The 14449-nt window shown below is 64.4% G+C and carries 12 protein-coding genes; 8 read left to right on the forward strand and 4 right to left on the reverse strand.

Features of this window, described 5'->3' with window-relative positions; genetic code table 11:
* Positions 1-13: 13 nt before the first annotated feature.
* Both ACHWUQ_RS11640 and ACHWUQ_RS11645 read right to left on the reverse strand, forming a co-directional pair.
* Positions 14-2119 (reverse strand): 3-hydroxyacyl-CoA dehydrogenase NAD-binding domain-containing protein, encoded by a 2106-nt coding sequence (locus ACHWUQ_RS11640; RefSeq protein ID WP_394681218.1) that lies wholly within the window; start codon positions 2117-2119, stop codon positions 14-16.
* A 104-nt stretch (positions 2120-2223) separates the two neighbouring features.
* Positions 2224-3888 carry a flavin-containing monooxygenase gene (locus ACHWUQ_RS11645; protein WP_394681219.1) on the reverse strand — a complete coding sequence of 555 codons (1665 nt, stop codon included), beginning with the start codon at positions 3886-3888 and terminating at the stop codon, positions 2224-2226.
* A 254-nt stretch (positions 3889-4142) separates the two neighbouring features.
* Here ACHWUQ_RS11645 and ACHWUQ_RS11650 point away from each other — a divergent pair, with 254 nt between their 5' ends.
* The 8 genes from ACHWUQ_RS11650 (at position 4143) to ACHWUQ_RS11685 (ending at position 11942) form a co-directional block, all read left to right on the forward strand.
* Positions 4143-5795, forward strand: coding sequence for a long-chain fatty acid--CoA ligase (locus ACHWUQ_RS11650; RefSeq protein ID WP_394681220.1), 1653 nt, complete (start codon positions 4143-4145; stop codon positions 5793-5795).
* A gap of 97 nt (positions 5796-5892) precedes the next feature.
* Positions 5893-6813 carry an SMP-30/gluconolactonase/LRE family protein gene (locus ACHWUQ_RS11655; protein WP_394681221.1) on the forward strand — a complete coding sequence of 307 codons (921 nt, stop codon included), beginning with the start codon at positions 5893-5895 and terminating at the stop codon, positions 6811-6813.
* A 48-nt stretch (positions 6814-6861) separates the two neighbouring features.
* Positions 6862-7614, forward strand: a complete 753-nt coding sequence (locus ACHWUQ_RS11660; RefSeq protein WP_394681222.1) for an SDR family NAD(P)-dependent oxidoreductase — start codon at positions 6862-6864, stop codon at positions 7612-7614.
* 14 nt (positions 7615-7628) lie between these two features.
* On the forward strand, positions 7629-8402 hold the full coding sequence (locus ACHWUQ_RS11665) for an ABC transporter ATP-binding protein (RefSeq protein WP_394681223.1): 774 nt from the start codon (positions 7629-7631) through the stop codon (positions 8400-8402).
* Positions 8395-9138 carry an ABC transporter ATP-binding protein gene (locus ACHWUQ_RS11670; RefSeq protein ID WP_394681224.1) on the forward strand — a complete coding sequence of 248 codons (744 nt, stop codon included), beginning with the start codon at positions 8395-8397 and terminating at the stop codon, positions 9136-9138. Before ACHWUQ_RS11665 ends, ACHWUQ_RS11670 begins: the two co-directional genes overlap by 8 nt.
* A 17-nt stretch (positions 9139-9155) precedes the next feature.
* Positions 9156-10037 carry a branched-chain amino acid ABC transporter permease gene (locus tag ACHWUQ_RS11675; protein WP_021028133.1) on the forward strand — a complete coding sequence of 294 codons (882 nt, stop codon included), beginning with the start codon at positions 9156-9158 and terminating at the stop codon, positions 10035-10037.
* Between the two features lie 64 nt (positions 10038-10101).
* Positions 10102-11115 (forward strand): branched-chain amino acid ABC transporter permease, encoded by a 1014-nt coding sequence (locus ACHWUQ_RS11680; protein WP_394681225.1) that lies wholly within the window; start codon positions 10102-10104, stop codon positions 11113-11115.
* 2 nt (positions 11116-11117) lie between these two features.
* Positions 11118-11942, forward strand: coding sequence for an SDR family NAD(P)-dependent oxidoreductase (locus ACHWUQ_RS11685; RefSeq protein ID WP_394681226.1), 825 nt, complete (start codon positions 11118-11120; stop codon positions 11940-11942).
* Between the two features lie 654 nt (positions 11943-12596).
* Here ACHWUQ_RS11685 and ACHWUQ_RS11690 read toward each other — a convergent pair.
* Positions 12597-12728: a hypothetical protein gene (locus ACHWUQ_RS11690; RefSeq protein WP_394681227.1), complete on the reverse strand. Its 132-nt coding sequence runs from the start codon at positions 12726-12728 to the stop codon at positions 12597-12599.
* 180 nt (positions 12729-12908) lie between these two features.
* A complete protein-coding gene (locus tag ACHWUQ_RS11695; RefSeq protein ID WP_394681228.1) occupies positions 12909-14306 on the reverse strand; it encodes an SAVED domain-containing protein in 1398 nt (465 codons plus the stop codon).
* Between the last annotated feature and the right edge of the window lie 143 nt (positions 14307-14449).

The raw sequence follows: 14449 nt of genomic DNA on the forward strand, positions 1-14449 counted from the left end.
GGCCTTTCGGCCCTCAGGCGGCCTGCAGGCTGTCAAAGCCCTGGCGCTGTGCGGCCAGCTTTTGCAGCAGTGGCGATACCGTCCAATAGCCATAGCGGTTGCCCCGCGTTGTGGCCTGGTGCTCCAGCCGCTCCACGATCTGCGCCAGGCCGATCTGCTCGGCCATGAACATCGGCCCGCCCCGAAAATCCGGAAAGCCATAACCGGCCGCCCAGACCACATCGATATCGCTGGCGCGGTAGGCAATGCCCTCGTCCAGAATCTTGCAGCCTTCGTTGACCATGCTGTAGAGCAGGCGCTCGACAATCTCCTGCGCTGCAATGTCGCTGCGCTGGGCAATGCCATGCGCCTGGGCAAGTTCTGCAGCAATGCGGCCCGTCTCGGGGTCGGGCAGCGCCTGGCGGCCCTCGTAGCGGTAGTAGCCCAAGCCGGTTTTCTGGCCAAAGCGGCCCAGTTCAAACATCTTGCGCACCACTGCGCGGTAGCTGGCATCGGGCGGCAGGCCGCCGGCCTTGCCGCATTCGATGACGGTCTTGGCGCCCACATCGAGCCCGGCCATGTCCAGCATGCGGCAAGGGCCCATCGCCAGGCCCAGCGCCTGCACCGCCTCGTCGATCTGCGCGGGGGTGGCGCCTTCCATCAGCAAGAACTCGGCCTCGCGCAGATAGACCTCGGCCATGCGGTTGCCAATAAAGCCAAAGCAGACGCCCGATACCACCGGCGTCTTGCCGATCTTGCCGGCCAGGTCGATGACGGTCTTGAGCACCTGCGGGGCGGTGTGCGCGCCGCGCACCACCTCCAGCAAACGCATGATGTTGGCCGGACTGAAGAAGTGCATGCCCACCACATCGGCTGGCCGCCCGGTGGCCTGGGCCAGCGCATCCACATCCAGGGTCGAGGTATTGCTGGCGATGATGGCGCCGGGTTTGCAGACCTCGCCCAAACGGCGGCAGACCTGCAGCTTGAGGGCCATGTCCTCAAACACCGCTTCGATCACCAGATCGCAGGGCGCCAGCGCCTGGTCGTCCAGTGAGGTGGTCAGCAAAGCCAGGCGCGCACTGGCCTGCTCGGCACCCATGCGGCCCTTGGCCACCTGGGCCTCGTAGGTGGATCGGATCAGCTGCAGCCCGCGCTCCAGCCCCGCAGGCGCGGCATCCACCAGCACGGTGCGGATGCCGGCGTTCAAAAAGCACATCGCAATGCCGCTGCCCATGGTGCCGGCCCCCAGAATGCCGACTTGCTCGATCTTTCCGGCCGGCACCTGCCGCTCCAGACCGGGAATCTGCCGGCTGCGGCGCTGCGCAAAAAACAGATGGCGCAGTGCGCGCGACTGCGCCGATGGCAGCAAGCGGTTGAAGGCCTCGGCCTCGGCGCGGGCGCCGCTGGCAAAGTCAGCGGTCAGCGCCTGCTGCACGCACAGCACGATGGCCTCCTTGGCGGGGTACTGCGGGCTCTTGCGCGCAGCGTCCAGCGCCGCTGCAATGGCCTGGCTGTGCTCGCCGGGCGGGGCAGTTTGCGCGCTCAAGCGGCGCGGCTGGGCGCCGCTGGCCAGCAATTGGCGGCCAAAGGCCAGGCCGAATGCCAGCGGGTCGCCCTCTTCCACCGCATCGACGATGCCGCTGGCCAGCGCCTCTTGCGCGGGCACCGGGCGGCCGCTCAGCATCAGGTCCAGCGCCAAGCTTGCGCCCACCAGGCGTGGCAAGCGCTGGGTGCCGCCTGCGCCGGGCAGAATGCCCAGCTTCACCTCGGGCAGACCCAGCCTGGTGCCCTGTTGTGCCACACGGTAGTGGCAGGCCAAGGCCAGCTCCATGCCGGCGCCCAGCACCGTGCCATGCAGGGCCACCACCACAGGGCGCGTCTGCGCCTCGATGCGGTTCAGCAGCGCATTGATGGCCTCGGCAGAAAAGGCCGGGTTGTCGAACTCGGCAATGTCCGCGCCCGCGACAAAGGACGGGCCCTCGCAGTAGATCAGCAGCAGCGGCAGCGAGGCATCGGCCTCAAACTGCGCCAGCGCGGCGCTCAGCCCCGTCAGCAGGCGGTGCGAGAACAGGTTCAACGGCGGGTGGGAGATGCAGATACGGCCTATCCCGTCTGCGCTGTGAAAGGTGACGTTGCTCATGGCTGGCAGCTCTTGGTGGAAGACAACAATGCCCCCTGCAGGGTGCAGGCAGGCACAGCCCCCGAAGACCGCATGGCCAGTCAGGGACTTGCAAACCCAGGGTATCAGTGCGCGGCGTTTTCCACTGTTGCGCTGGCGTCTGCCGCGCGCTCGCGTTCGCGCTTTTGCGCAAAGTGGTAGCCGCTGAAGCCCTTGTGGATAGCAGCCAGGCAGTGCTCGCGGTACTTCTGGAAGCCGCCGGTAAACATCGTCAGGCCCGGGGCCTTGCCCTGCACGTTAGCGCCCACATACCAGGTCTTGGCCTTGGACAGCAGGGTGCGCGGCGCCAGCGAATGCACCAGGTCCATCCAGGCCTGCTCCTCTTGCGCGCTCGGCTCGATGCTGCTCAAGCCATGGGCCTGCAGGTGGCGGATGGCAGCGGCCGTCCAGTCCACATCGTTCTCGCTGGTGCGCACCACATTGGCCAGCGCCGATGGGCCGTTGGGCCCGGTGGTCATGAACAGGTTGGGGAAGCCATGCATCATGATGCCCAGGCACGAGGTCGCGCCCTCCTTCCACTTCTGCTGCACCGTCAGGCCGTCGCGCCCTTCCACCTCAAAGGCCAGCAGCGCGCCGGTCAGGCCGTCGTAGCCGGTGGCAAAGATCAGCACATCCAGCTCCACCTCGCCCGATTGCGTGCGCACGCCCTTCTCGGTGATGGACACGATCGGGTCCGTGATGCAGTCGCGCAGATGCACATGGGGCTGGTTGTAGGTTTCGTAGTAGCCGGTGTCCAGGCAGGGGCGGCGCGCAAAGATGGGGTAGCCGCGCGGCTTCAGCGCCTCGGCGGTGGCCGGGTCATCCACCACCTCGCCAATCTTGCCGCGCACAAACTCGGCCACTTCCTCGTTGGCCTGCTCGTTTTGCATCAGGTCGGCAAAGGTGCCCAGCATCGCCAGGCCGCCTTGCAGCCAGGCATCTTCCAGCAGCGCCCGGCGCTGCGCTGGCGTCACGCTGAAAAACGGGCGGCTCGACTGCGGCCGCACGCCGCCCACATTGCTGTTGCGCGCCAGCTCGCGGATGCCGGCATAGTGGCGCTTGACTTCGGCCACGTACGCGGGCTCCAGCGGCACATTGCGCATCGGCATCGTAAAGCTCGGCGTGCGCTGAAACACGAACAGCTCGCAAGCCTGCTTGCCCACTTCCTGCACGATCTGGATGCCGGTCGATCCGGTGCCGATCACGCCCACGCGCTTGCCGCTGAAATCCACCGGCTCATGCGGCCAGCGCGCTGCACGCAGAATCTGCCCGCCAAAGCGCGCAATGCCTTCAATCTCGGGCTCCTTGGGCACCGACAGCGGGCCGGTCGCCATGATGCAGTAGCGCGCCTCATAGCACTCGCCCCGGTTGGTGCGTACTACCCACAGCTGGCGTGCATCGTCCCAGCGCGCGCTGTCGACGCGGGTGTTGAACTGGTAGTGCTTGCGCAGGTCCAGCCGCTCGGCCACAAAATTGAAGTAGCGCATCAGCTCGGGCTGCGCGGCAAACTGCTCGGACCAGGTCCATTCCTGCTCGATCTCGGGCGAGAAGGAGAAGCTGTAGTCAATGCTGGGCAGGTCCACCCGCGCGCCGGGGTAGCGGTTCCAGTACCAGACGCCGCCCACATCGCCGCCGGCCTCAAAGGCCTGGATCTTCAGCCCCATCTCCCGGAACTTGTGCACTGCGCACAGACCGCCAAAACCGGCGCCCACGATAACCGCATCCACCTGGTGGATTGTGTGATTGTCCATTGCTCTTTGTCTCCTGCTGGCTGGTGCCGGCCGCCCCGCCACACCGCAGCGGGGCACCGGCTCGATAGGGGATGGCAGGCCGCCTCCGCCTTGTTCTCGCTGCATCATGCCTACTTGCCGACCGGTAAGCAACAGGGTTTCCCCGCAAGCGTTTTGGAGGGGACAGGTCCAGGGTAATCCCGGGCTTGCAGCGCTGCTGCGGCTGCTAAACTTTTTACCTGCCGACAGGTATATAAAACAAAACAAGGAGCAACATGCAAGGGCTAATGCAGCAGCGCGCGCTGCGGATTTCCGGCTTGCTGGAACATGCAGCACGCTTTCATCCCCAGGTGGAAGTCGTCTCCCGCACACCGGATGGCGAGCTCACGCGCTCGAACTGGCTGACCGTGTCCCAGCGCTCGCGGCGCCTCGCTGCAGCGCTGCTGCGCCAGGGCATGGCCAGCGGTGCGCGCATCGCTACCTTGGCCTGGAACACGCACCGCCATCTGGAGCTGTACTACGCCGTATCGGGCGCCGGCGCGGTGCTGCACACCGTCAACCCGCGCCTGTTTGCCGACCAGATCCGCTACATCATCAACCATGCGGCCGATGATTATGTGTTCTTTGACCTGAGCTTTGCCGGCCTGGTGGCCGAGCTGGCGCCCAGCCTCAAAACGGTGAAGGCCTTTGTGGCGCTGTGCAAGCCCGACCAGATGCCGGCCATGGACCTGCCCGCCCCACTGCTGTGCTACGAGGATCTGGTGGCCGAGGAAGCGGGCGATTTTGACTGGCCCGAGCTGGCCGAAGACAGCGCCTCATCGCTGTGCTACACCTCGGGCACCACCGGCAACCCCAAGGGCGTGCTCTACAGCCACCGCTCTACCGTGCTGCATTCCTGGGTGGTCTGCGCGGCCGATGGCCTGGCCTTGCGTGCCCGCGATTGCGTGCTGCTCACCGTGCCGATGTTCCATGTCAACGCCTGGGGCCTGCCCTATGCCAGCGCGATGTGCGGCGCCAAGCTGGTGCTGCCCGGGCCGGATTTGAGTGGCAAGGCGCTGTACCAGCTGATGCGCGACGAGGGCTGCACCTTCTCGCTCGGCGTTCCCACGGTCTGGATGGGCTTTTTGCAATATGTGGAAAGCCTGCCCGCCGGCGACAAGGATGCCTTGAAGCTCGAACGCATCATGATGGGCGGCTCTGCCGCGCCCCGCGCGATGATCGACCAGTTCGACAGCCTGCTGGGCGTGACCGCCAACCAGGCCTGGGGCATGACCGAGACCAGCCCGGTAGCCACCGTCAGCACCCTGCTGCCCCGGCATGAGGCCCTGGCCCGCAATGAGCGCATTGATGTGCGTGCCCGCCAGGGCCGGCCCATGTATGGCGTGGATGTGGCCATCTTCAATGACGAGGGCCAACAACTGCCGCCCGGCGACCCAGCCCCTGGCGAGCTGCGTGTGCGCGGCCCCTGGGTCATCTCCGCCTACTACGGGCAAGAGGCCGGCTCGGCGCTGGATGCGCAAGGCTGGTTGAACACCGGCGATGTGGCCCGGATTGATGAAGAAGGCTTTGTACAGATCACCGACCGCGCCAAGGATGTCATCAAGTCCGGAGGTGAATGGATCTCGTCGATCGACATCGAGAACCTGGCGCTGGCCCACCCCGCCGTCAAGGAAGCCGCCGTCATCGGCGTACACCACGAGCGCTGGCAGGAGCGCCCGCTGCTGGTCATCGTGCGCAAGCCTGGCACCGATGTGAGCGGCCAGGAGGTGCTGGACTTCATGAAGGACCGGCTGGCGCGCTGGTGGCTGCCCGATGCGGTGGAGTTTGTCGATGAGCTGCCCCACACGGCCACCGGCAAGCTGCTCAAGACCCGGCTGCGCGAGCAGTTCAAAGGCTACCAACTGCCGACGGCACCTGTCGCCAGCTAACACCAACACCCGCCCGGTACGCGCACGGCCCCACCAGAAAAGGCCGGCGCAGCCGCAGCAGCCAGGCCCCGTTGGCTGCCGCACCAGGAGACAAGACATGAACGCCCTCACCGCGCAGGCGCTGGCCGCGCGCATCCATCCTCTGCTGCCCCAGCGCGATCTGCTGGGTGAATGCCCGCTGTGGGATGTGGCCACGCAATCGCTGTACTGGATTGATGGCCGCGCCCCGTTGGTACACCGCTACTGGCCGGCAGACGGCCGGCAGCAACAGTGGGCGCTGCATGCCCACATCGGCTCCATCGCGCTGTGCCGCAGCGGGCGCCTGCTGCTGGCACTGGAGGATGACTTCCATTTTCTAGACCCGGACAGCGGCCAGATCACACCGATGGGCGTGCAGGTGCAGCACAGCGCTGAGCGCATGCGCCTGAACGACGGGCGCTGCGACCGGGGTGGCCGCTTTGTGGTCGGCTCGATGAGCATGACCCCGCAGTCGCCCACCGGCAAGCTTTACCAGCTGAGCGGCGATGGCCGTCTGCGTGAGCTGGACCAGGGTTTTCAGGTGGCGAACGCCACCTGCTTCAGCCCCAACGGCCGCTGGCTCTACTTTGCCGACAGCCCGGCGCGCCAGATCTGGCGCTATGCCTATGACCCGGCCACCGGCGCCTGCGGCGCGCGTCAGGCCTTTATCGACACCGCCGCGCTGGGACTGGCGCCCGATGGCGCCACCGTCGATGCCCAGGGCTACCTCTGGGTGGCCATGGTGCTCAACGGCCAGCTGGCCCGCTTTACGCCCAGTGGCGAGCTGGCAGCCACGGTGGACTTTCCCGCCGATGCCTTCATCACCTGCCCGGCCTTTGGCGGCCCGGCGCTGCAGACCATCTACCTCACCTCGATCAGCAACAGCGGCAACCTGCTGCGCTCCAGCCACCCGGATGCGGGGGCGGTCTTCGTCATCGACGGCCTGGTGGCGACAGGGTTGGAAGAAGCGCGTTTTGACGACAGCCAGAGCCCGCGCTGAGACCGGCGCGGCGAACCCCATTTTTATTGAGACCAGGAGACAAACACCATGACACAACGCTTTGCAGGCAAGGTCGCACTCGTGACCGGCGGCGCACAAGGCATCGGCCGCGCCATCGTCCAAGCCATCGCTGATGAGGGCGGCAGCGTCGGCATTCTGGACCGCGCCGAGGACAAGGCCGCCGAGGTGGCCGCAGCCATCGTGGCCCAGGGCGGCCGCGCCCATGCCTATGGCGGCAATGTGGCCGACCGCGACAGCTTCAGCAGCGCGATTGCCGATCTGAAGCAGCGCTACGGCCGCTTCGACATCATGGTCAACAACGCCATCTGGGTGCGCTACGGCCCGATTGCCGACATCAGCCCCGAGGCGCTGCAGCGCATGGTGGGCACCGGCTTCAACTCCATCGTCTGGGGCATCCAGACGGCAGCCGAAGCCATGGACGACGGCGGCAGCATCGTCAACATCGCCTCGGCGGCCGCCTTTATCGGCATGCCCCAGGGCATGGTGTATTGCGGCGTCAAGGCCGGGGCGCTGGGCCTGTCGCGCGCAGCAGCGGCGGAGCTGGGGCCACGCGGCATCCGCGTCAACTCGGTCTGCCCCGGCTCCATCCCGACCGAAGGCGTGGGCATCAACGTGGATGCAGAAAAAGTGCGGCTGCGCATCGCCAAGACACCGATGGGCCGCCTGGGCACGGTGCAGGACATTGCCCGCGCCGCCTGCTTTTTCGCGTCTGACGACAGCCGCTTTGTCACCGGTGAATCGATGCTGGTCGACGGCGGCGCCACCCAGTCCTTCATCTGACCGGAGGCGCCGCGATGACTGCTCCCCCCGAGGCCGATGCCCCCATCCTGGAAGCGCGCCAGCTCTGCCGCCAGTTCAGCGGCTTCTATGCCGTCAAGGACGTGAACCTCAAGGTCAAGCGCCATTCGGTGCATGCGCTGATCGGCCCCAATGGGGCCGGCAAGACCACCTGCTTCAACCTGCTGACCACCTTCTTGCGCCCCAGCTCGGGCCAAGTGCTGTTCAACGGGCGTGATATCTCGCGCAGCGACCCGGCCAGCGTGTCGGCGCTGGGCCTGGTGCGCTCGTTCCAGATCGCGGCCGTCTTCAGCCACATGACGGTACTGGAGAACGTGCGCATCGCGCTGCAGCGCAAGACCGGCGGCACCTTCACCTTCTGGCGCTCGGTCAAGGTGCTGAGCGCGCTGGACGAGCGCGCGATGGACCTTCTCGACAGCGTGGGCCTGACGCGCTGGAAAAACGTCAAGGCCTGCGACCTGCCCTATGGCCGCAAGCGCGTGCTGGAGCTGGTCACCACCATCGCGATGGAGCCCGAGATGATCCTGCTGGACGAGCCCATGGCGGGCCTGGGCCATGAGGACATCTGGCCGGTGGTGGAGCTGATTGGCAAGGTGGCGCAGGGGCGCACCGTGCTGATGGTGGAGCACAACATGAAGGTGATATCGCAGCTGTGCGAGACCGTCACCGTGCTGCAGGCCGGCCAAGTGCTGGCCGAAGGCAGCTATGACGAGGTATCGCGCGACCCAAGGGTCATTGAAGCCTATGTCGGAGGGGCCGCCCATGCCTGAGAACAACAACACCAACAACAGCAACAACACCGCGCCGCGCCAGATGCTGCAAGTACAGAACCTGCGCGCCTGGTATGGCGAAACCCTGGCGCTCGACGGCATCGACCTGCATGTCGGCGAAGGCGAGGTCGTCTGCCTGCTGGGCCGCAATGGAGCCGGTAAGACAACCACCTTGCGCGCCATCATGGGCCTGCTCAAAAAGCGTGAGGGCCAGATCCGCATCCAGGGCAAGCCCACCGAAGGCCTGCCGCCCGAGGCCATTGCCCACCTGGGTGTGGCCTATTGCCCGGAGGAGCGCGGCATTTTTGCCAGCCTCAGCACCGAAGAGAACCTGATGCTGCCGCCCGTGCTGCACCCCGGCGGGCTGACGGTGGAGGAGATCTACCAGGTCTTCCCCAACCTGCAAGCGCGCCGCAAGAGCCCGGGCACCCGCCTGTCGGGCGGCGAGCAGCAGATGCTGGCCATTGCCCGCATCCTGCGCACCGGCGCACGCCTGCTGCTGCTCGATGAGGCCACCGAAGGGCTGGCCCCGGTCATCGTGCAGAAGATCGGCCAGACGCTGGAGATGATCCGCGCGCGCGGCTACACGGTGCTGATGGTGGAGCAGAACTTCCGCTTTGCCGCATCGGTGGCGGACCGCTTCTACGTGATCGAGGAAGGGCGCGTGGCCAGCCACTTCCACCGCGCCGAGCTGGAAACGCGGCGCGACGAGATCGAAGCGCTGCTGGGACTGTGACAGGCGGAGACAACACTATGGATACTCTTTTCGGAATCCCGACAGCCGCGCTGATCGGCCAGCTCGTGGTGGGCCTGATCAATGGCTCGTTCTACGCGCTGATGAGCCTGGGCCTGTCGATCATCTTCGGCCTGCTGCATGTGGTGAACTTTGCCCACGGCGCGCAGTACATGCTGGGCGCCTTTGTGGCCTGGGGCCTGCTGCACTACCTGGGGCTGAGCTACTGGTGGGCACTGATCCTGGCGCCGCTGGTGGTGGCGGCCTTCGGCATCCTGCTGGAGCGGACTATGCTGCGCCACCTGTACGCGGTGGACCATGTCTATGCGCTGCTGCTCACCTTCGGCATCTCCATCCTGATGGAGGGCGCCTTCCGGCTGTGGTTTGGCGTCAGCGGCCAGCCCTACCCCAACCCGCTGCAAGGCGGCATCGATGTGGGCCTGAGCTTTTTGCCGATGTACCGCGTCTGGGTGATCCTGGCGGGCCTGGCCGTGTGCCTGGTGACCTGGTACTTCATCGAAAAAACCAAGCTGGGTGCCTACCTGCGCGCCGCCAACGAGAACACGCCGCTGGTGCGCACCTTCGGCATCAATGTGCCGCGCATGCTGACCCTGACCTATGCGCTGGGCGTGGGCCTGGCCGGCTTCAGCGGCGTCATGGCCGCGCCCATCTACCAGGTCAGCCCGCTGATGGGTTCGAATCTGATGATTATCGTCTTTGCCGTCGTCGTCATTGGCGGCATGGGCTCGATCATGGGCTCGATCATCACCGGCTTTGCGCTGGGCGCCATCGAAGGCCTGACCCGCGTCATCTACCCCGAAGGCGCGGGAGTGGTCATCTTCATCGTGATGATCATCGTGCTGGCCGTGCGCCCCAACGGCCTGTTTGGCAGAGCGCACTGATGCGCCCGCACCGCCCTGCCCCCTGGGTCTCCACCCAAGCTCTTGTCTTTCCCAAGGATTGAACATGCATTTCTTCTCACAACGCACCAACACCGTCTTGCTGGTGCTGGCGCTGGTGGCCCTGCTGCTGGCGCCGCTGGTGGCCTACCCGGTCTTTCTGATCAAGCTGATGTGCTACGCGCTGCTGGCCGCATCGGTCAACCTGCTGATGGGCTACGCCGGCCTGCTGTCCTTTGGCCATGCCATGTTTTTTGGCACCGCCGGCTATGCCGCTGCGCATGCCATCAAGGTCTGGGGCTGGGACGGCTCGGCCGCCATCCTGCTGGCCATGCTCTGCGCGATGGCCGTGGCCGTGGTCACCGGGCTGCTGGCCATCCGCCGCCATGGCATCTACTTCTCGATGATCACCCTGGCCTTCTCCCAGGTCATCTACTTCTTCGCGCTGCGCCTGCCCTTTACCGGCGGTGAGGATGGCATCCAGAACGTGCCCAGGCCGGAGGTGTTTGGCTTTATCTCGCTGGCCGACAACACCACCCTGTACTACTTTGCCGCCACCCTGGTCGCCGCCGCCTTCTGGCTCATCTACCGCATCGTCTACTCGCCCTTCGGCCAGGTGCTGCGCGCCATCCGCGACAGCGAGGCACGCGCCCAGTCGCTGGGCTACCAGGTGCTGCGCTACAAGCTGGTGATCTTTGTGCTGTCAGCCGCGCTCGCCGGCCTAGCTGGTGCGCTCAAGGTCATCACCTTCCAGCTGGCCACGCTCAACGATGTGAACTGGACCACCTCGGGCGAGGCGCTGCTCATCTGCATCGTCGGCGGTCTGCAGACCTTGCTGGGCCCCGTCATCGGCGCGGCCATCATCGTCAGCATGCAGAACTACCTGGTCGCCATGGCCGAGTGGGTGCTGATCATCCAGGGCCTTGTCTTTGTCGTCGTCGTGATGCTGTTCCGCAAGGGCATCATCGGCCAGCTCTACGCCTGGCTGGAAACCCGCCAGGCGCGCCAGGCGGCACCGCAGCTGGAGGCCCAAAGCCAGGCTGAGCGCCAAAGCCGCAGCCAAACTGGACAAGGAGCATAAGCATGAGCGACCCAACATCCGTTCCCGCACAAGCCCCTGTCCAGCCCCAGGCCCCCAGCCATTTCCCCGAAACGCCCGGCTTGCTGCAAGGCCGCCTGGCCCTTATCACCGGCGCGGCCAGGGGCATCGGCCAGGCCATTGCGATCAGCTTTGCCAAGGCAGGTGCCCGAGTAATAGTGACCGATCTGGACACTGCACGCTGCGCCGACACCCTGGCCCAGGTAAAAGCCGCGGGCGTAGACGGCTGGGCCTTTGCGCTCGACGTCACCGATCTGGAGGCCTGCCAGGCGCTGGCCGCCCAAATCGGCAACGACATTGGCCCGGTGGACACCCTCGTCAACAACGCCGGCCTGCTGATCCGCGAAGGCATCGACCACCCCCAGGCATCCCGCCACCTGCGCCAGGTCATCGATGTGAACGTCTTTGGCCTCTACAACATGGTGCAGTCCTGGCTGCCTGCGCTGCGCGCCACACGCGGCTGCATCCTCAACATCGCCTCCGGCGCGGCCTTTATCGCCCAGGGCAATGCCATGGGCTACTCCGCCTCCAAAGGCGCCGTCAAAATGGCCACCCAAACCTTAGCGCTCGACCTGGGCCGCGACGGCATCCGCGTCAACGCCCTGGCCCCCGGCGTCATCCACACCCCCATGACCGAAGCCACCCGCAACAACCCGCAGCGCCTGCAAGGCTTTATCCAGCGGACACCTGCTGGGCGCATTGGCGTGCCCCAGGAGCTGGCCGGGCCGGCGGTGTTTTTGGTGTCGGGGCTGGCTAGTTATGTGAATGGGGTGACGTTGCCGGTGGATGGGGGGACGGTGGCGGTTTAGGGGTAGTGGTGCGGTGAAGGCGTTGGTTGGTGACGGTCAGCAATGGGTTTTTAACTTGGTGGAGTACTAGAACGAGCGCCTGTGCGAACTTGATTCAATCAAATTCTTGCCTGGGTCAGCTCACTTGCACCTCGTGTAGTTTTGGTCGCGGGAATCTTGATTTGGGAATCACTAACGAAGCGTTTAACCCAGATAGTCACCAGTTTCCCGACGCGAAAGAGCTGCTATGCAGCGATTGCGGTCTTTAAGGGGCGCCACGCGAGGGACTGGAAGAGAATCCTAAGCAGTCAGTACAAGTCGGGATCGACCACACCATGATGCAGGCCTAACGGGGATGGGTAAAAAGCGCGGCTGTTTAGCAGGCCGAGCAAAGTGCATCAAATCCAAAGAGGCAGGAACGTAGCGCCCTACATTCATAGCAGCAGGTCGGGTGGTAGTGCTCAACGATGCAAGATAGCTCAAGCGGTAACCGACGCGCTTAAAAAGGTGGTTAGCATCACGTGGGCACCGGAAAGGAAGCAGTGAGCCGAGGGAATACTAGGTCAGATTCACCATGCTCGTGGCGTGCGCGAACGGCAGGGCTGCCCCCCATACGGGCCTTTATAGGAACGCATGAGTACGAATGCCACGCCCACATGGCATGGCATCCGAGCCTTATTCTTCGATGTTTCCCAGCTCCAAGGCAACCATCAACTTGTGACCGATGTGCGAACCCTCGATGATCCAGAAGATGTGCTCGATATCCTTGATGCGGAAGCACTGGCCACTCTGGGGGGGATGTACCAAGCCACGTCTCCCAGACCTCGATGGTTGAAGCGGTCGCCAATCGAAAGCGCGGGGAACGAGTTGGTAGCCTCGGTATGCCAGACAGGGTCGTTCATGAAAGAGTCTTCGTAGACCTCGAGGTGGTAATTGACTGGCAGTGCGTTCACGTGAACTCCTTGTTAAAAACTGGCCTGGGGGTGTTTAGGAAAGCCGGACCGTGGGTATGTACTTCCCCTGGTCCCAGTCGTACAGCTGAATGACACCGATGCCGTTGAGCCGGTGTCCAAGCGCCATAGCGAAAACGGAGGGTGCCTTGATGAAGAGGTGAATACAGCTCAACTGATGCCGACCACGGAATTCAGCCAGCTTCACCTTGGCTTCGTGCACTGCCCGGTTCAGTGTGGCGATGTCCGAGACAGCGGAACCGGAGCCCAGCGATAGCTTTGGCGATGCGTCCAAGCCGAATGCCATAGCCTGAACGTCGACATCCGCGTTCGAGCCGCTGGGGAAGCTGATGGAGACCATTCCCTCGCGCCCCGTCGAGGTGACAGCACTCTCATGGTCGGCAAAGAATTGCTCTTTTGCCTGCGTATGATCCGACGTGTCAAAGAGCTGGCCGTTGTGTTCCATGGTGAGCGTGAAGTTGCCTGTGGCCGAGAAGGTATGACCCAGCAGACATGCCACCGACATACGATGCTTGGCTGAAAGGCGAATACCGCGGCGCTGCCGACTGGCCAGCACGAACTTACCCATCTCCGCCAAGCTGCGCCGTAGCTGCTCCCAGGCTGCTTGACCAACAGTTCCTCTGTCTGGGCCGTTGAATGTCGACACGTCCAGGCCAAGCGGACCAAGGTCAAAGCCCTGACCCGATAGCTGCAAGGCGGACGGCGTAGCGCGCCAACGCTCCGTCGCCCCAGGCATGCTGTCCATAAGGGCCTGTTCGATGCACCTGCGATAGACAACGCCCTTCACTGACTCGGCCACAAGCTCCTTACATCTTGCGCGAAAGGCGTTCTCCTCTTGGCGACGCAGGTCCAGTTCAGGGAGGTGCCTGCCCGTGTTCACAGCAAAGCCGGCCTCAACTTGGGTGTCGCTGTATTGAACGAAAGCCACACGCTCCAGCACGAACCTAGCAAGCTCAGGCGTCTGCCCCAGCTTGACGATGTAGCCCACGATATCTGCTTCAGCGGCGAGGCGAATGGAGGAGTCTTGATTTAGCGCCTCTGCCGGGCCACGGTATCGCGCAAGCTTATTGAACAGCGGTGCGAACTCACCAACGAAGCCGCCACACAGAAGCACAAACTGCACATACTCGTCCGGAGCTGCATCGTGCAGTTCCTTGAAGTGTGCAACCTCGTTCCAGAACTCTATTTTGCTGAGTTGATTGCGCTTAGCCTCGTACGTGATGCAGTACGTCCCACCGCCGGGTCGGAAGTAACGGAACTCGATGTCACCGAGCAGCTCGCTGACTGCATGGCTGAAGGCGGTCTCTGCAAGAAGGCATGGAATGCTCTCGAGCAGGTAGGCGTCTTGGTACTCGAATCCTCCCCGAGCGACCACGCCGCCGAGTGCTTGTGGTTGGAAAAGTGGTGAATTCATCTGCGGCTTTCGAAAACAAGAGTTGAGCATCCGTATCTTCCGTCTGGAAGGTAGGTGTGCGCACTACCTGTTGATTTCCATGCAAACCTGACCCACCATTTCCATCCAATCTTGACCCACTCTGATTCGTGAGTCGTTGGCTC

Source organism: uncultured Comamonas sp. (assembly GCF_964277875.1).
Lineage (GTDB): Bacteria > Pseudomonadota > Gammaproteobacteria > Burkholderiales > Burkholderiaceae_C > Comamonas > Comamonas sediminis.

Excerpts from the sequence above, each read along its gene's own strand:
- ACHWUQ_RS11640 (WP_394681218.1), bottom strand. The coding sequence starts at position 2,119 with ATGAGCAACGTCACCTTTCACAGCGCAGACGGGATAGGCCGTATCTGC.
- ACHWUQ_RS11645 (WP_394681219.1), bottom strand. The coding sequence starts at position 3,888 with ATGGACAATCACACAATCCACCAGGTGGATGCGGTTATCGTGGGCGCC.
- ACHWUQ_RS11650 (WP_394681220.1), top strand. The coding sequence starts at position 4,143 with ATGCAAGGGCTAATGCAGCAGCGCGCGCTGCGGATTTCCGGCTTGCTG.
- ACHWUQ_RS11655 (WP_394681221.1), top strand. The coding sequence starts at position 5,893 with ATGAACGCCCTCACCGCGCAGGCGCTGGCCGCGCGCATCCATCCTCTG.
- ACHWUQ_RS11660 (WP_394681222.1), top strand. The coding sequence starts at position 6,862 with ATGACACAACGCTTTGCAGGCAAGGTCGCACTCGTGACCGGCGGCGCA.
- ACHWUQ_RS11665 (WP_394681223.1), top strand. The coding sequence starts at position 7,629 with ATGACTGCTCCCCCCGAGGCCGATGCCCCCATCCTGGAAGCGCGCCAG.
- ACHWUQ_RS11670 (WP_394681224.1), top strand. The coding sequence starts at position 8,395 with ATGCCTGAGAACAACAACACCAACAACAGCAACAACACCGCGCCGCGC.
- ACHWUQ_RS11675 (WP_021028133.1), top strand. The coding sequence starts at position 9,156 with ATGGATACTCTTTTCGGAATCCCGACAGCCGCGCTGATCGGCCAGCTC.
- ACHWUQ_RS11680 (WP_394681225.1), top strand. The coding sequence starts at position 10,102 with ATGCATTTCTTCTCACAACGCACCAACACCGTCTTGCTGGTGCTGGCG.
- ACHWUQ_RS11685 (WP_394681226.1), top strand. The coding sequence starts at position 11,118 with ATGAGCGACCCAACATCCGTTCCCGCACAAGCCCCTGTCCAGCCCCAG.
- ACHWUQ_RS11695 (WP_394681228.1), bottom strand. The coding sequence starts at position 14,306 with ATGAATTCACCACTTTTCCAACCACAAGCACTCGGCGGCGTGGTCGCT.